Source organism: Pseudomonas sp. NPDC088890, assembly GCF_044900155.1.
Lineage (GTDB): Bacteria > Pseudomonadota > Gammaproteobacteria > Pseudomonadales > Pseudomonadaceae > Aquipseudomonas > Aquipseudomonas urmiensis.
The window spans coordinates 953,616-969,562 of the sequence record NZ_JBJDNG010000001.1 but is presented as its reverse complement, the minus strand read 5'-3'; the positions used below and the strand labels follow the sequence as shown (position 1 = coordinate 969,562).

The window sequence follows — 15,947 nt, the reverse complement described above, 5'->3', positions numbered from 1 at the left end:
GCGAAGAAGTGTGATCTGGCCACTTTATATCGGCTGTACTGGCCTCTTCGCGGACAAGCCCGCCCCTACAGGGTCACCACTGAGCGTTGATCGGTGCTGTCCCTGTGGGAGCGGGCTTGCCCGCGAAGAGGCCGGCACTTACCCCTGAAAAGCCCAGGTCAATCACTGGCCAGTCGCTCCAGTCGTTGCAGCAGAAACGCCCGCAACTGCTGCACCAATGGGGTCAGCGACTGGCGGTGCGCGCAAACCATCTGCAACGGCGTCGGCTGCCCCCACTCCCGGGGGAACAGCTCCCGCAAACGGCCTGCACGCAAATCATCGCGTACATCGAGCTGCGACTTGTACACCACGCCTAACCCGGCCACCGCCCAGCGCCTGACCACATCGGCATCGTCACTGGTGCGATCGCCCGCCACCACCACCGCTTTTACGCCCTGCGGGGTATGGAAACTCCAGCGCTCGTGGGTCAGCTCGCCCATCATGTAGCGCAGGCAGTTGTGCTGGCTCAACTCTTCAGGCGTGCTCGGTGCACCATGGCGGGCGATGTAGGCGGGCGCGGCGCAGAGGATACGGCGATTGCCCGGGGCCAGCGGCAACGATACCAGGCTCGAATCCGCCAGCTGCCCATAGCGGATGCCTGCATCCAGCCGATCACTGAAAAAGTCGGCGATCTGATCGCTAAAGCGCAGTTGCAATTCGATCCGCGGATGTGCTGCCTGGAACTCATCGAGCAACGGCAACAACACATTTCGGCCCAAGTCCGAGGGCATCGACAAGCGCAGCGGGCCGGCGATTTCCTCGCGGCCATGCTCCAGGGCCATTTCACCTTCAGTCAGGGCATCGAGCACCTGACGGGCATGCGGCAGGTAGCGCTGGCCGTCATCCGACAGGCGCAGTTTGCGCGTCGAACGCACGAACAGGCGAATGCCCAGGCTACGCTCCAGGCGCTGTACCGCGCCGCTAGCCAGGGCGGGGGAAATGTCCAGTTGGCGGGCCGCGGCGGAAAAGCTGCCGGCCTCGACGGTGGTCACGAACACCTGCAGGTCGTCCATGCGCACGAGTTTTTTCATTGCCGGTGTTTCCTCATGAGTTGAGCTGGCGCACATCGCGGCGCACGGCTTGGGGCGGGATGCCAAAGCCACGCAAAAACGCTTCGCGCAAATGCCTGCGGTCGCGAAAACCGGTTTCCCGCGCCACCACATCCAGGCTGTGGCGACTTTGCTCGATGAGCAGGCGCGCCGCTTCCAGACGCAGACGCTCAATCGCCTTGGCCGGCGACTGGCCGGTTTCGGCGGTGAACACGCGGCTGAACTGGCGCGGGCTCAAGTGCACCACGCCAGCCAACTCCTCGACCCCAAGTGGCTGCTGCAGATGCTGCCGAGCGTACTCCAGGGCGGCCTGGATACGGTCGGATTTAGGCGCCAGCTCAAGCATCTGCGAATGCTGCGATTGGCCACCGGTGCGCCGTTGCTGCATCACCAACCGATGCGCTACCGCACGGGCGATATCTGCGCCCAGATCTTTTTCCACCATGCCTAGGGCCATGTCGATACAGGCCGTCATCCCGGCCGAAGTCCATAGGTTGCCGTCGGCAATGAAGATGCGATCCTCTTCCACGCGGATGCGCGGATAGCACTGCTGCATGGCCTTGGCATAGGCCCAATGGGTGGTGGCGCGACGCTCATCGAGCAGGCCGGCGGCAGCCAGGATAAAGGCGCCGGTACAGATGCCGGCCATGCGCCGTGCCTGCTGGCCCAGCGCGCGCACCAGCTCGACCTCGGCTGCGCTGGGCGGGGTTTGCACCGGCGTCAGCGTGCCGGCCACCAGCCAGGTATCGGCATGCCCCGGCGAGTCGACCGCCTCGGTTTGCAGTTGCAGGCCCAGCGATGAGCGCAGCACGCCCCCGGCGACGCTGTAGTTGCCGAGCACATAGACCGACTCGCCCACCAGCAGATTGGCGAACTCGAACACCGACTGCGAGGCCAGCCCCATGACCTGGAAGCCCTCGCACAACAGGTAGCCAACGCGGTGCATGGCAACGCTCTCGCTATGTCTTAAAAGCGTACTATATGCGTCATTTGCGCCAACCGCAAAGCACCGCATCATGGCTGCCCCCCCCTCAACGGAGCACAACCATGACCCATCCAGGCACTGCACTGATCACTGGCGCTTCCTCCGGCATCGGCGCGGTATACGCCGAACAGCTGGCGCGCCGCGGCTATGACCTGATTTTGGTGGCGCGCAATCGCCAGCGCCTGAACCAGCTGGCCGACCGCCTCACCACCCTCACCCAGCGCAGCATCGAGGTGCTGCCCGCGGACTTGGGCGATGCCCAGGATCTGGCGAGTATCGAGACGCGGCTCGCGCAAGACGCCAGCATCACGCTGCTGGTCAATAATGCTGGGATCGGCACCCATACGCCGCTGCTGGAAAGCGACGTCGAGCACATGGCCCAGATGATCGCGCTGAACATCACCGCCCTCACCCGCCTGACCTACGCGGCGGTACCGGGCTGGGTGGCGCGCGGCCAGGGGGCAGTGATCAACATCTCGTCGGTCGTGAGCCTGGCGCCGGAGTTGCTCAACGGTGTCTATGGAGCGAGCAAGGCGTATGTCACAGCCTTCAGCCAGTCGCTCAATCGTGAGTTGGCTGATCAGGGGGTACAAGTGCAGGCGGTGTTGCCTGGGGCAACGGCGACCGAGTTCTGGGCCACCGGCGGGCTACCCGTGGAGAACCTTGATCCGGCGATGGTGATGTCGGCTGAGGATCTGGTGCGCGCGGCGCTGGAAGATTTCGATGCGCGGCGGTTGATTTCGATTCCGTCGCTGCATGCGTTCGAGCGCTATGAAGCGTTTGAGGCGAGTCGCCAGGGCTTGCTGGGGCAGTTGTCCAATCAGCAGTTGCCGGCGCGGTATAGCGCGCCTTGATGGATTGATGAATAGGGCCTCTTCGCGGGCAAGCCCGCTCCCACAGGGACCGCACCGCTCTGAAGCTCAATGCCGTACCTGTGGGAGCGGGCTTGCCCGCGAAGAGGCCCGCATTGACACCCAAAGGCTTGCCGTAGGGCGCTGAGGGTCTAGGCTCATGCTTTCACGATAATAAGGAAAGCAGCCCAATGCCGATGTCCCGTCCTCCCTTCGCCCTGGCCATGGCGCTGTGCCTGGCCTGCTCCCCGGCACTCGCCGCCGACCCCAGCCCTGAAGATTTGCTCAAGCAGGCCCAGGCCGAACAAGCGCACTACCTCGACACCCTCAAGACCCTGGTCTCGGTCGACACCGGCACAGGCACCGAGCCGGGCCTGCGCCAAGTCAGCGGTGAATTGGTCAAGCGCCTCAAGGCCCTCGGCGCCGAGGTTCAGACCCATCCGGCCAAGCCGTCGGTGGGCGACAACATCGTCGGTACGTTCAAGGGCACGGGCAGCAAGGACTTCCTGCTGATGGTCCACTACGACACCGTGTTCGTCCCCGGCACCGTGGCCAAGCGGCCATTTCGGATCGAAGGCGAACGTGCCTACGGCCCCGGCGTTGCCGACGCCAAGGGCGGTGTGGCAATGATCCTGCACGCGCTCAAACTGCTGCAGGATCAGCAGTTCAAGGGCTACCGCACGCTCACCGTGCTGTTCAACCCAGACGAGGAAATGGGTTCGGCAGGCTCCAAGCAGATCATCGCCGAGCTGGCACGCAAGCATGACTACGTCTTCTCCTACGAGCCACCAGACAAGGACGCGGTCACCGTCGCCACCAACGGCATCAACCGTTTGAAACTGCAAGTCAAAGGGCGCTCGTCCCATGCCGGTTCCGCCCCGGAAGAAGGCCGCAACGCACTGACGGAACTTTCGCACCAGATCCTCCAACTCAAAGACCTGGGCGATGCCAGCAAAGGCACCACGGTCAATTGGACCCTGGCCAAGGCGGGCGAGAAGGCCAACATCATCCCAGCCCTGGCCACCGCTGAAGCCGATATGCGTTACTCGGACCTGAGCGAAACCGATCGAGTGGCGGCCGATGCCAAGCGCATCGTGCAAAAACCACTGATCGCCGACACCCAGACCAGCGTTACCGTGGAAAAAGGCCGCCCGCCTTTGGCGCGCAACGAGGGCTCGACCCAGTTGGCCGAAACCGCAAGGCAGCTGTACAGCCAGATCGACCGCAAGATCGAACCGATCGCCATGCGCTTTGGCACCGATGCCGGCTACGCCTACGTGCCCGACAGTGCCAAGCCGGCAGTGCTGGAGACCATGGGCGTGGTCGGCGCCGGGCTACATGCCGATGACGAATACATCGAGTTGAACAGCGTGGCGCCACGCTTGTACCTGACCGTGGCGATGATCAGAAAACTCGCCCAGTAACCCTTGCCGCACTTGGCCGGCCTCAAAGGCCGGCCGCTTCCAGGGTTGCCAGGCGATGCTGGAAACGCTCCAGAAAGACGCTCTCGGCCACGGTCATCTTCTGCTCGCGGTTCCACAGCAAAAGCAAATCGACATCGACGATGCCTTCGGCCGGTGGCAGGCGCCACAGCAGGCCCTGCGCGAGATCTTTTTCCAACAGGTGCTCGGGCAGGCAACCAATGCCAAAGCCTGCGCACACCAGGCGGTGAATTTCCTCGAAGCTGGAGGAGGAAGCGACGATCCGCCCGGTGAACCCATGTTGATCGCGGAACATCGCCAGAGGCGACAAGTTACCGCCCAACTGGTCGCTGACGAAACTGACGAAGCTCTCGCCTTGCAGTTCGTCGAGGGCCACATCACTGCGCCCATACAGGCGATGACGCTTGCCGCAGAAGAACGCAAAGCGCTGGCGCAGCAACTGACGCTGTTCAAGCTTGGGTTGGGCGATGCGACACAGGCCGAGGCCGGCGGTGGCGGTCTTTTGCAACAGCGAGCTGATGATGTCGGCGCTGCGCAGCACTTCGATCTCCAGCTCGACCTTGGGGTGGGCTTGGTGGAAGTCGCCGAGAAACTCATCGTACAGCGCCGAATGCACGCGGCTGATGGTCAACAGCCTAACCTTGCCCACCACGGCATCGCTGCGCTGCTCGACGGCGGCACTGATGCGTGACACGTCGGCGTAGATATCGCTGGCGATACGCAGCACCTCCTCGCCCGCGGCCGTCAGATCAAAGCGTGGCCCACGGCGCAGGATCAGCGGGCACTCCAGTTGCTCTTCCAGCCGGCGCAACGCCTGGCTGACCGCCGACTGGGTGATGTGCAGGCGCGCAGCGGCGCGGCTGATGCTGCCTTCCTGACCAATCGCCAAATAGGTACGCAGCAGGTTCCAGTCCAGGCGGTCGTTGAGAAACCGGCGTCCTTCCCATTTGTTGACCAGTGCAGCAGATCGCGACGTCGGTGGGTTCATCTCAATCCTTATTAGTAGCGCTGCTAATACGACGGATAAGAATTAGCAAATTGACTAATCATAGCCCCAAGGCGATAAAACCCGAAAGCGCCACAGAGCGCGCCCGGCTTAGCCAGATCCGCACCCTGCCTATAACAAGCACATAAAAGAAGGGCTTTGCATGCACACCTCAAAACAGCCGCGTCGCGCGGCGGCGGCCGCATTCGTCGGCACTACCATCGAGTTCTACGACTTCTACATCTACGCCACCGCCGCAGCGCTAGTGCTTGGCCAGGTGTTCTTCCCCAGCAGCGACCCGCTGCTGAGCACCCTGGCGGCGTTCGGCACCTTTGCCGTGGGCTTTGTCGCAAGGCCGCTGGCCGGCATGGTGTTCGGCCATCTGGGTGACCGCCTTGGGCGCAAGAAGATGCTGCTGATGACCATGCTGCTGATGGGGCTGGCCACCACCGGCATCGGCCTGTTGCCCAGCTATGCCAGCGCAGGCATCTGGGCACCGATCGGCCTGATCGCGCTGCGCATCGTGCAAGGCATCTCGGTGGGCGGGGAATGGGGCGGCGCAGTGCTGATGGCCAGCGAACACGCTCCCGCCAAGCGCAAGGTGTTCTATGCTTCGTTCGCCCAATTGGGCAGCCCGGCCGGCTTGCTGCTGGCGCTGATTGCTTTTCGCTTGGTGTCGATGCTCGATCAGGACGACTTCCTCAACTGGGGCTGGCGACTGCCGTTCCTGGCCAGTGGGGTGCTGATGATGGTCGGCCTGGCGATTCGCTTTGGCGTCGATGAGTCGCCTGAGTTCAAGGCCGCGCAAGCCAAGCACGAGGTGGTCAAATACCCGGTATTGGAGGTGGTGCGCGACTGCTGGCGGCAGATCCTGTTCGCGGCACTGGCGGTGACCATCGGCTCGGCCGGCTTCTTCTTCACCAACACCTTCATGATCACCTACGTCACCACCTACCAGGGCATCGCCCGCTCAACCATTCTTGACTGTCTGTTCCTGGTGACCATCCTGCAGTTTCTGACCCAGCCGCTGGCGGCGTTGCTTGCCGAGCGGATCGGCGAGGGCCGCTTCCTCAAGCTGGTGGCACTGCTGTGCATGGCTGTGCCCTACCCGATGTTCCTGCTGGTGGGCACCCAGAACCTGGTGCTGATGACCCTGGGCATTGCCCTGGCGGTGGTGACCTTGTCGGCCCTTTACGCGGTGATCGCCGGCTACATGTCCCAGGCATTCCCAGCCCACCTGCGCTATTCGGGGATCTCGCTGGCCTACCAACTGATCTGCGCCTTGGCCGGTGGCAGCACACCCATCATCGGTACGCTGCTGGCAGATCGTTTCGCGGGCCAGTGGATGCCATTGGCGCTGTTCTTCACCGCGCTGTCCGCCCTTTCCTTGATCGGTGTCTGTGGCCTGGCTCGCCTGCGTGGCGAGATTGAACAACCCAGCGCCGTCATCGCTCGCTAAAACCGGGAGTTTCCATGAGCAAACCACACGCCGTCAGCGATACCGAATGGCAGGCACGCTGCGAACTGGCCGCGTTGTACCGGCTGGTCGCGCATTTTCGCATGACCGACCTGATCGACACCCACATCACCTTGCGCATCCCAGGCCCTGAGCAGCATTTTCTGATCAACCGCTACGGGGTCCTGTTCGACCGCATGTGCGCCAGTGACCTGGTGCGCATCGACCAACACGGCAACGTCGTCGACCAGGCGTTCGGCGAGCGGCGGATCAATGCCGCAGGCTTCGTCATCCATTCGGCGATCCACACCGCGCGGCCTGACCTGCACTGCGTGATCCACACCCATACCGCCGCGGGCATTGCCGTCTCGGCCCAGGAGCAAGGGCTGTTGCCGATCAGTCAGCATGCGCTGAAGTTCTACGGCAAGCTGGCCTACCACCAGTACGAGGGCATCGCATTGTCGCTGGACGAGCGCGAGCGTTTGATCGCCGACCTCGGCCCGCACAAGGCGATGATCCTGCGCAACCACGGCCTGCTGGTCGGGGGGGCAAGCGTGGCCGAGGCGTTTCATGAGATCCACTTCCTCGAGCGCGCCTGCCAGGCGCAGGTGCAAGCCCTGGCTGGGGGTGGCAAGCTGGTGTATCCCAGCGAACAGGTCTGCCGGCACACCGCCGAGCAGTTTGCCCGCGACGATGCGGCGCAGATCATCAGCCTGAGCTGGAACGCCGCCCTCACCCTCATCGAACACCAACGCGAGTCGTATTGCTCATGAAACCGCTGGTTCTGCTGTCGACCGATCAAACCCTGCTTGGCCAGCTCCAGGCGGCGTTCGCCCGCAACGCCCCCCAACTGCCAGTGGTACTGGCTGACGACCCCCTCGCCGAACAGGCGCAGGTGGCCGCCTGCTGGTTTCCACCCGTAGGCAGCCTGGGCGGCTTGCCCAACTTGAAACTGATTCACTCGGTGGCGGCGGGCGTCGACCACCTGGCCAGCGACCCCAGTCAACCTGCCCTGCCGGTGTGCCGGGTGGTCGACCCGGCGCACCGCCAGGGCATGGCCGAATACGTGCGCTGGGCGGTGATCCACTATCATCGCGATTTCGACCTGGCCATGGCCCAGCAGCGACGCCAGTTGTGGCTGCGTCACCCGCAGCGGCCGGCTGCTGATTTTCATATCGGCGTGATGGGGCTGGGCTCGCTGGGCGGCCCGATTGCTGCCGAGCTGGCAGCGGCGGGCTATGCGGTACGTGGCTGGGCGCGCAGCGAAAAACAGCTGCCAGGGGTACGCACCTTCGCTGGCAGCGCTGAGTTCAACGGCTTTCTCGACGGCCTCGACCTGTTGGTGAATCTGCTGCCGCTGACCGGGTCGACCCGTGGCATTCTCTGCCGACAAACCTTTCAAGCGCTGGCCCCGGGGGCGGCCGTGATCAACTGTGGGCGCGGCCAGCATCTGCACCAGCAAGACCTGATCGCAGCGGTCGCTAGTGGTCGCTTGCGTGGTGCGTTACTGGACGTCTTTGACCAAGAGCCGCTGCCCGCGGATAACCCGCTGTGGAGCACGCCAGGGATTGTCGTCACCCCGCACATGGCCTCCTGCGCCTCGCACGACTGCATTGCCCAGCAGGTGGCGGAGAATGCGCGACGCTTGGCCGGTGCAGAGCCCTTGCTGAACCGGGTGGACCCGGCGCTTGGTTACTGAAGGGCAGTTCAGCCCCAGCCATCCATGCGCATGGTCGCCCTGACCAAGCGCTGCTCCTCCTGCTCGATCTCGCGCAGGCTGTCGCGAATGCCGTTGATATGCTCGCGCGCCGCACGCTGCGCCTGCTCGGGCAACTGCTCCATTACCGCCTGGTACAACCGCGCATGCTGGCGATCGATCTGGCGCTTTTGCGCCGGGCGGCAGTAGAGGTTGTTGACCGAGGCGAACACGGTGCTCAGGGTCAAGTCGCTGAGTGATTGCAGGGTATGTACCAGCACCGGATTGTGCGACGCCTCGCTGATGGCGCGGTGAAAAGCATGGTCGCGGCGAGCATGCTCTCGCGGGTCGAGGCTGTCGCTGGAAGCATGCGCGGCCAGCATGTCTTCGTAGCGGCGGCGGATCAGCAGGCGGTCGACATCGGTCGCCCGCAGCGCTGCCAGGCGCGCGGATTCAGCTTCCAGCAGCGCGCGCACTTCCAACAGGTCGAACAGCGTGCGCGGCTGCGAGCTGAACAGGTGCATCAGCGGGCTAAGGCTGTCACGACCGCTGAGCTGGGCGACGAACGAACCGCGGCCCTGTTCGGTATCGATGATGCCGCGCCCGCGCAGGATGCGCAGGCCCTCACGCAGCGCTGAGCGCGAGCAGCCAAGCTTTTCCACCAAGCGCCGCTCCGAAGGCAGGGGCTGGCCGACCTTGAGCACGCCATCGACGATCAACTTCTCCACCTTCTCAGCCACCTGATCGGCGACTTGAGTTTTGCGTTCTACGCTCATGCACCGCTCCAACTGGTAGGACCACTGGTATCAGCTCACGGACCTCAGCCTCAACGGGCTAGATATCGCCCTATTTCAAGGTAGCAGTTTTGAAAAAACTGGTAGGACCAGTTACGTAATCGCTCGACCACAGCGCCATACGCGCGCACGCTGGAATGGTCACAGCTATGCCGGAAATCGGGCCCTTGGCGGCCTGGACAACTACAAGAATCTTGGCGAGTGAACCTGATGAATATCCTCTACGACGAACGCGTAGATGGGCCCCTGCCAGCTATCGACCAGCAACAGCTGCTGCTGGCCCTGCGCGATGCCCTGCCCGACCTTGAGATTCTGCACCGCAACGAAGACCTCAAGCCCTACGAGTGCGATGGCCTCTCGGCCTACCGCACGGTGCCGCTGCTGGTGGTACTGCCCGAGCGCCTGGAACAGGTACAAACCTTGCTCAAGCTCTGCCATCAACGCGGGGTGCCGGTAGTGGCTCGCGGAGCCGGCACCGGCCTGTCGGGTGGCGCCTTGCCGCTGAGCAAGGGCATCTTGCTGGTGATGGCGCGCTTCAACCATATCCTTGAGGTCAATGCGCAAGGGCGTTACGCCCGCGTCCAGCCAGGTGTGCGTAACCTGGCGATCTCCCAGGCGGCAGCGCCCTATGGCATGTACTACGCGCCTGATCCCTCGTCGCAGATCGCCTGTTCGATCGGCGGCAATGTCGCCGAGAACGCCGGTGGCGTGCACTGCTTGAAGTACGGCCTGACCGTGCACAACCTGCTCAAGGTGGAAATCCTCACCATCGAGGGCGAGCGCCTGACCCTGGGCAGCGATGCCTTGGACAGCCCAGGCTTCGACCTGTTGGCGTTGTTCACTGGCTCCGAGGGCATGCTTGGGATCGTCACCGAAGTCACCGTCAAGCTGCTGCCCAAGCCGCAGGTAGCGCGGGTGCTGCTGGCCAGCTTCGAGCGGGTCGAGGACGCGGGCCGGGCGGTGGCCGAGATCATCGCCGCCGGGATCATCCCGGGTGGACTGGAGATGATGGACAACCTGGCGATTCGCGCCGCTGAAGACTTCATTCATGCCGGCTATCCGGTCGAGGCTGCGGCGATCCTGCTGTGCGAGCTCGATGGCGTCGAGGCCGATGTACAGGACGACTGCGAACGGGTGCAGGCGGTGCTCGAGCAGGCCGGTGCCAGCAAGGTCCGGCTGGCCTGTGATGAGGCCGAGCGCGTGCGCTTCTGGGCTGGGCGCAAGAACGCCTTCCCGGCCGTGGGGCGGATTTCGCCGGATTACTACTGCATGGACGGCACCATCCCTCGCCGCGAGCTGCCACGGGTGCTCAAGGGCATTGCCGAGCTGTCCGAACAGCATGGCCTGCGGGTGGCCAACGTCTTCCATGCTGGGGACGGCAACATGCACCCGTTGATCCTGTTCGATGCCAACCTGCCGGGCGAGCTGGAGCGGGCCGAGGCGATCGGCGGCAAGATCCTCGAATTGTGCGTGGCGGTTGGCGGCAGCATTACCGGCGAGCATGGCGTGGGGCGCGAAAAAATCAACCAGATGTGTGCCCAGTTCAACAATGACGAGATCACCCTGTTCCACGCGGTCAAAGCCGCGTTCGACCCACAAGGCCTGCTCAACCCCGGCAAGAACATCCCGACCCTGCACCGCTGCGCTGAATTCGGCGCGATGCACGTGCACCACGGCCAACTGCCCTTCCCTGACCTGGAGCGTTTCTGATGAGCATGGACCGCGACCTCAGCCAGGACCTGCTCGAACAGGTCAACCAGGCCCTGAACCTTGGCAACCCACTGCGCATTCAGGGTGGCAACAGCAAGGCCATGCTCGGCAATCCGGTGGCCGGCGAGATCGTCGATACCCGCGGCCATCGCGGCATCGTCAGCTATGACCCGACCGAGCTGGTGCTCACCGCCCGCGCCGGGACGCCATTGCTGGAAATCGAAGCCGCGTTGCATGAAGCCGGGCAGATGCTGCCCTGCGAGCCGCCGCACCTGGGGCCCAACGCGACACTGGGCGGCATGGTTGCGGCGGGGTTGTCCGGGCCACGTCGGCCTTGGGCTGGGTCAGTGCGTGACTATGTACTGGGCACGCGGCTGATCACCGGCCACGGCAAGCTGTTGCGTTTTGGCGGCGAGGTGATGAAGAACGTTGCCGGCTACGATGTCTCGCGGTTGATGGTGGGCAGTTTCGGCTGCCTCGGGCTGCTCACCGAAGTGTCACTCAAGGTGCTGCCGCGGCCGCGGCAAACCTTGAGCCTGCGCCTGGTAATGGACAGTCATCAGGCCCTGGCCGAGCTGGCCGAGTGGGGCCAACAGCCGCTGCCGATCAGCGCCGCCTGCCACGATGGCGAGGCGCTGTACCTGCGCCTTGAAGGCGGTGAAGGCTCGGTGCTGTCAGCGCGCCAGCGGCTGGGTGGCGAGACCCTCGACAACCGTTTCTGGAGCGACCTGCGTGAGCAACGCCTGGCGTTTTTCCAGGCACCAGAACCGCTGTGGCGGTTGTCTGTGCCCCATGCCACCGGTGAACTGCAACTGCCCGGGCGCCAGCTGATCGATTGGGGAGGCGCCCAGCGTTGGCTGAAGTCTTCAGCCCCAGCTGCGCAGATCCGCGCACAGCTGGCCGAGGTCGGCGGCCATGTCACCGGCTATGCCGCCGGCACAGACAGCACGGCGCCGCTGACAGAGGCGTTGCTGCGTTATCACCGCGCGCTCAAGCAGCAACTCGATCCCCAGGGCATTTTCAACCCTGGCCGCCTGTACCCAGACCTGTGAGGCCACGCCATGCAAACCACTCTGAGTGAATCGAGCAAGCGCCTGGCCCGCGCTGAAGAGGCCGAGAGCATCCTGCGCTCATGCGTGCATTGCGGCTTCTGCACGGCCACCTGCCCCACCTATCAATTGCTCGGCGACGAATTGGATGGGCCACGCGGACGGATCTACCTGATCAAGCAAGTGCTTGAAGGTGAACCGGTCAGCGCCAGCACCCAGCTGCACTTGGACCGCTGCCTGACCTGCCGCAACTGCGAAACCACCTGCCCGTCGGGGGTCAAGTATCACGACCTGCTGGACATCGGCCGCGCAGTGGTCGAGCAGCAGGTGCCGCGGCCCTTGTCCCAGCGCCTGCTGCGCGAAGGACTGCGCGCAGTGGTGCCGCGTCCGGCCCTGTTCAAAGCCCTGGCCCGCACCGGTCAGGCCCTGCGGCCGGTGCTGCCGGCCAGCCTCAAGGCCAAGTTGCCGGCGCAGGTAGTCGCTCCCGGCCAGCGCCCGCAGGCGCGCCATGCACGTCGCGTACTGCTGCTCGAAGGTTGCGTGCAGCCGGCGCTTTCGCCCAATACCAACGCTGCTGCCGCGCGCTTGCTCGACCGCCTGGGGATCAGCGTCGAACCGGCCCGCCAGGCCGGCTGCTGCGGCGCGGTCGACTACCACCTCAACGCCCAGGCGCAAGGCCTGCAGCGCGCCAGGCGCAATATCGACGCCTGGTGGCCGGCGGTCGAGGCCGGCGCCGAGGCCATTGTGCAAACCGCCAGTGGCTGCGGTGCGTTCGTGCGTGAATACGGCCATCTGCTGGAGCACGATCCACACTACGCCGCCAAGGCAGCACGAGTCAGCGCCCTGGCCCGCGACCTGGTCGAGGTGCTGCGCGACGAGCCCGTCGAGCACCTTGGCGTGTGCGCCGAACAGCGTTTGGCCTTCCACTGCCCGTGCACCCTGCAACATGCGCTCAAGCTTGGCGGTGAAGTGGAGCGGCTGTTGCGCCGACTCGGCTTCACCCTCACCGCAGTGCCCGACGGCCACTTGTGCTGCGGCTCGGCCGGAACCTACTCGCTGACCCAGCCGCAGCTGTCGCGGCAGTTGCGCGACAACCGCCTCAATGCCCTTGAGAGTGGCAAACCGCAACTCATCGCCACCGCCAATATCGGCTGCCAGACCCACCTCGATGGCGCTGGGAGGACACCGGTACGGCACTGGATCGAAATCGTCGAAGCAGCCCTCAATCAGGAGATTTGACCATGCACAGCAAGTCGGTATTGGGCCAGGCGGAGGTCGCCCGGCTGCTCGCCGCGGCCCGCCAGGACGCGCAGATTCATCAGTGGCAGGTGACCATCGCGGTGGTCGATGATGGCGGTCATCCATTGGCCCTGGAGCGTATGGATGGCTGCGCCCCGGCCAGCGCCTACATCGCCGTGGAAAAGGCCCGCAGCGCGGCGCTTGGCCGACGCGAAACACGCGATTACGAGCAGATGGTCAATGGCGGGCGCACGGCGTTCGTCACCGCGCCTATGTTGACCAGCCTGGAAGGCGGCGTGCCGCTGCGGGTCGATGGCCAGGTAGTGGGCGCGATTGGCGTTTCCGGGGTCAAGCCCGAGCAGGATGCCCAAGTGGCCAAAGCCGGTGCGGCGGCGTTGTGACACTATGGCCGCCACCCCGCAGTACCGGCCCATCGCTGCCTGGGATCGGCGTAATCAATCCCGCTCGTCGATCACCAGCGGCTCGCCGATGGTGTAGAAATGCCCGCCTGCAACGTAGTGCAAGCTGCGCAGGCTGGCGTCGGCATGCTCGTAACGCCAGTGGCCATCCTTGAACACGCGATCGTCTGCCCAGGCCGCGACCACCTCAGCGATGAACAAGTCATAGGTGTTCTGGTTGTGCGGCTCGTCGATCACCCGGCACATCAGCCAGGCTGAACAATCATTGACCAAAGGCGCTGGATAGCCCTCGATACGCGTCAACTGCACACCAATGCGCGCCAGCTTGGCGGGGTCGTCGAGCTGGCTGCGGGTACCAACCTGATGGGTCAGGCGCGCTTGCGCGGCGGTGGGTAGCTGCAGCACGAACCAGCCACTGCCCTCCACCAATTGCCGAGTGCGGGTGCTTTTATCGAGCACCACGGTGACCTTGGGCGGGGCGAAGTCCAGCGCGCAGGCCCAGGCGGCGGCCATGACATTCTCAACCCCCGCGTGCCCTGCCGACACCAGTACGGTCGGACCATGATTGAGCAAGCGATAGGCTTTGTTCAGGTCGACAGGCTGAAAATGGCTGTTCATTGAGACTCCTAGGGACTGCACGGTAGACGTAACAGCAATTGTGCCGAACGGCTCACATCCCTGCCAGCCAGTCTGGCCTCAGGGACGGCTCAGGTTGCGAAGGCCACGAACAAGGAAAAGTCCTACCCGAAACACGGAAATGCCTTACTTGTGGGTAGGGCCACTCAGAAACATGATCCCACAGTCACGCTTCAGTCGAGATAAGGCGCACACTTTCCAGGAGGTCTCCCCGTGCTCTCACAACGTCGCTGCACCACTGAGCTTCGCCACACCCTACGCCAACTGCTTGCTCACGATATAAGCAACCCGGAAGACGACCCGCACTTATCCGGCGTGCTGTTTTTCTGTGCCACCGACGAGCAGACCCGGCAGTTGGTCGAGCGTATCGAACTGCTGGCCAGCGAGGCGTTTTTTGACCCCTCGGGCCGGGTCATTCGTGAACGGATGCGCGCCGCCGCAGTGGACGGTGTGCGGATCAAGCAAAAGCGCAAGGCGCCACAAGACGAGACGGTGATCCGTATTGCCCTGCCGGAAAAGGGCTATATCACCGTCAGTACAGCGCGGTTTTGAAAGGCCAAACACACTGATTGTTGCCGTGAAGTCAAAGAACAAATGCGCCGCTGTGGCTATTTCACCGGCGCTCAGGGCAGCCATACTGAAGCTCTTCTCTCGTACCTCAGCAAGGAGTTCACCCTATGACTGTCCCTGCCCTCGGCCTCGGCACCTTCCGGCTCAAAGACCAGGTGGTCATCGATTCGGTGCGCACTGCTCTGGAGCTTGGCTACCGGGCCATCGATACCGCGCAGATCTACGGCAACGAAGCCGAGGTCGGCCAAGCCATCGCCGACAGCGGCGTGCCGCGCAGCGAGCTGTTCCTGACCAGTAAGATCTGGACCGAAAATCTGGGCGCCGACAAGCTGATCCCCAGCCTCAAGGAAAGCCTGAGCAAGCTGCGCACCGACTATCTGGACCTGACCCTGATTCACTGGCCATCGCCCAAAGGCGCAGTACCGGTCGCCGAATTCATGGGTGCCCTGGTAGAAGCGCAGAAACAAGGCCTGACCCGGCATATCGGCGTGTCCAACTTCACCATCGACTTGTTGCAGCAAGCCATCGGCACCGTCGGCGAAGGCGTGATCATTACCAATCAGATCGAGCTGCACCCCTATTTGCAGAATCGCAAGCTGGTGGGCTTCATGCAGCAGCACGGGATTGGCGTGACCTCGTACATGACCCTGGGCTACGGCAAGGTGCTGCACGATCCTGTGATCCAGGCTATCGCCCAGCAGCACGGCGCCACTGCCGCGCAAGTAGCCCTGGCCTGGGCCATGCAGTTGGGTTACGCGGTCATCCCCTCCTCCACCAAGCGGGAAAACCTGGCCGGCAATTTCAAAGCTGGCGCATTGCGCTTGAGCGATGCAGACATGGCGCAAATCGCCGCACTGGAGCGGGCTGAACGCCTGGTCAGCCCAGAGAGCCTGGCGCCTGCCTGGGACTGAAAGCCCTGGGGCCGCCATGCGGCCCCAACACACGCTGACCTAGACGACCAGGGAATTCAGACGCTCTGGCCTTGCTGAACATTACGCCTGAGCGCCGTGACTGTTCTAGGCATCCC

16 protein-coding genes are annotated in these 15,947 nt (G+C 63.9%); 11 read left to right on the top strand and 5 right to left on the bottom strand.

Annotated features, from left to right (window positions below):
• Positions 1-158: 158 nt before the first annotated feature.
• On the bottom strand, positions 159-1,070 hold the full coding sequence (locus ACI2JX_RS04425) for a LysR substrate-binding domain-containing protein (protein ID WP_404689481.1): 912 nt from the start codon (positions 1,068-1,070) through the stop codon (positions 159-161).
• 13 nt (positions 1,071-1,083) lie between these two features.
• The gene (locus ACI2JX_RS04420; RefSeq protein ID WP_404689480.1) at positions 1,084-2,034 is read right to left on the bottom strand and encodes a GlxA family transcriptional regulator; all 951 of its coding nucleotides are present in this window, start codon (positions 2,032-2,034) and stop codon (positions 1,084-1,086) included.
• 101 nt (positions 2,035-2,135) lie between these two features.
• Between ACI2JX_RS04420 and ACI2JX_RS04415 the strand changes: the two genes are divergently transcribed.
• Complete coding sequence (locus ACI2JX_RS04415) at positions 2,136-2,927, top strand: SDR family NAD(P)-dependent oxidoreductase (RefSeq protein WP_404689479.1); 792 nt, start codon at positions 2,136-2,138, stop codon at positions 2,925-2,927.
• A 188-nt stretch (positions 2,928-3,115) separates the two neighbouring features.
• Positions 3,116-4,348 (top strand): M20/M25/M40 family metallo-hydrolase, encoded by a 1,233-nt coding sequence (locus ACI2JX_RS04410; RefSeq protein WP_404689478.1) that lies wholly within the window; start codon positions 3,116-3,118, stop codon positions 4,346-4,348.
• Between the two features lie 22 nt (positions 4,349-4,370).
• On the opposite strand, the gene ACI2JX_RS04405 is transcribed toward ACI2JX_RS04410, so the two are convergent.
• Complete coding sequence (locus tag ACI2JX_RS04405; RefSeq protein WP_404689477.1) at positions 4,371-5,354, bottom strand: LysR family transcriptional regulator; 984 nt, start codon at positions 5,352-5,354, stop codon at positions 4,371-4,373.
• A gap of 160 nt (positions 5,355-5,514) precedes the next feature.
• Here ACI2JX_RS04405 and ACI2JX_RS04400 point away from each other — a divergent pair, with 160 nt between their 5' ends.
• The 3 genes from ACI2JX_RS04400 to ACI2JX_RS04390 are packed head-to-tail and all read left to right on the top strand — an operon-like array spanning position 5,515 to position 8,506.
• Positions 5,515-6,810, top strand: a complete 1,296-nt coding sequence (locus ACI2JX_RS04400) for an MFS transporter (protein WP_186555189.1) — start codon at positions 5,515-5,517, stop codon at positions 6,808-6,810.
• Positions 6,811-6,824: 14 nt separating this feature from the next.
• Positions 6,825-7,580: a class II aldolase/adducin family protein gene (locus tag ACI2JX_RS04395; RefSeq protein ID WP_368972707.1), complete on the top strand. Its 756-nt coding sequence runs from the start codon at positions 6,825-6,827 to the stop codon at positions 7,578-7,580.
• The gene (locus ACI2JX_RS04390) at positions 7,577-8,506 is read left to right on the top strand and encodes a 2-hydroxyacid dehydrogenase (RefSeq protein ID WP_404689476.1); all 930 of its coding nucleotides are present in this window, start codon (positions 7,577-7,579) and stop codon (positions 8,504-8,506) included. The genes ACI2JX_RS04395 and ACI2JX_RS04390 overlap by 4 nt, the downstream gene beginning before the upstream one ends.
• Positions 8,507-8,514: 8 nt before the next feature.
• Here the strand turns inward: ACI2JX_RS04390 and glcC are convergent, their stop codons facing one another.
• Positions 8,515-9,279 carry a transcriptional regulator GlcC gene (gene glcC, locus ACI2JX_RS04385; protein ID WP_404689475.1) on the bottom strand — a complete coding sequence of 255 codons (765 nt, stop codon included), beginning with the start codon at positions 9,277-9,279 and terminating at the stop codon, positions 8,515-8,517.
• Positions 9,280-9,507: 228 nt separating this feature from the next.
• Between glcC and glcD the strand changes: the two genes are divergently transcribed.
• The 4 genes from glcD to ACI2JX_RS04365 are packed head-to-tail and all read left to right on the top strand — an operon-like array spanning position 9,508 to position 13,696.
• Complete coding sequence (gene glcD / locus ACI2JX_RS04380) at positions 9,508-11,007, top strand: glycolate oxidase subunit GlcD (protein WP_404689525.1); 1,500 nt, start codon at positions 9,508-9,510, stop codon at positions 11,005-11,007.
• Positions 11,007-12,059 (top strand): glycolate oxidase subunit GlcE, encoded by a 1,053-nt coding sequence (glcE, locus tag ACI2JX_RS04375; RefSeq protein WP_404689474.1) that lies wholly within the window; start codon positions 11,007-11,009, stop codon positions 12,057-12,059. Before glcD ends, glcE begins: the two co-directional genes overlap by 1 nt.
• 9 nt (positions 12,060-12,068) lie before the next feature.
• Positions 12,069-13,295, top strand: a complete 1,227-nt coding sequence (glcF, locus tag ACI2JX_RS04370) for a glycolate oxidase subunit GlcF (RefSeq protein ID WP_404689473.1) — start codon at positions 12,069-12,071, stop codon at positions 13,293-13,295.
• Positions 13,296-13,297: 2 nt separating this feature from the next.
• Positions 13,298-13,696, top strand: a complete 399-nt coding sequence (locus tag ACI2JX_RS04365; RefSeq protein WP_368972711.1) for a heme-binding protein — start codon at positions 13,298-13,300, stop codon at positions 13,694-13,696.
• A gap of 54 nt (positions 13,697-13,750) precedes the next feature.
• Here the strand turns inward: ACI2JX_RS04365 and ACI2JX_RS04360 are convergent, their stop codons facing one another.
• Positions 13,751-14,332, bottom strand: a complete 582-nt coding sequence (locus ACI2JX_RS04360; protein ID WP_186555182.1) for a flavin reductase family protein — start codon at positions 14,330-14,332, stop codon at positions 13,751-13,753.
• 231 nt (positions 14,333-14,563) lie between these two features.
• Between ACI2JX_RS04360 and ACI2JX_RS04355 the strand changes: the two genes are divergently transcribed.
• Together ACI2JX_RS04355 and dkgB are read left to right on the top strand one after the other, a co-directional pair.
• Positions 14,564-14,902 (top strand): hypothetical protein, encoded by a 339-nt coding sequence (locus ACI2JX_RS04355; protein WP_404689472.1) that lies wholly within the window; start codon positions 14,564-14,566, stop codon positions 14,900-14,902.
• 125 nt (positions 14,903-15,027) lie between these two features.
• On the top strand, positions 15,028-15,831 hold the full coding sequence (gene dkgB, locus ACI2JX_RS04350) for a 2,5-didehydrogluconate reductase DkgB (protein WP_404689471.1): 804 nt from the start codon (positions 15,028-15,030) through the stop codon (positions 15,829-15,831).
• Positions 15,832-15,947 lie beyond the last annotated feature (116 nt).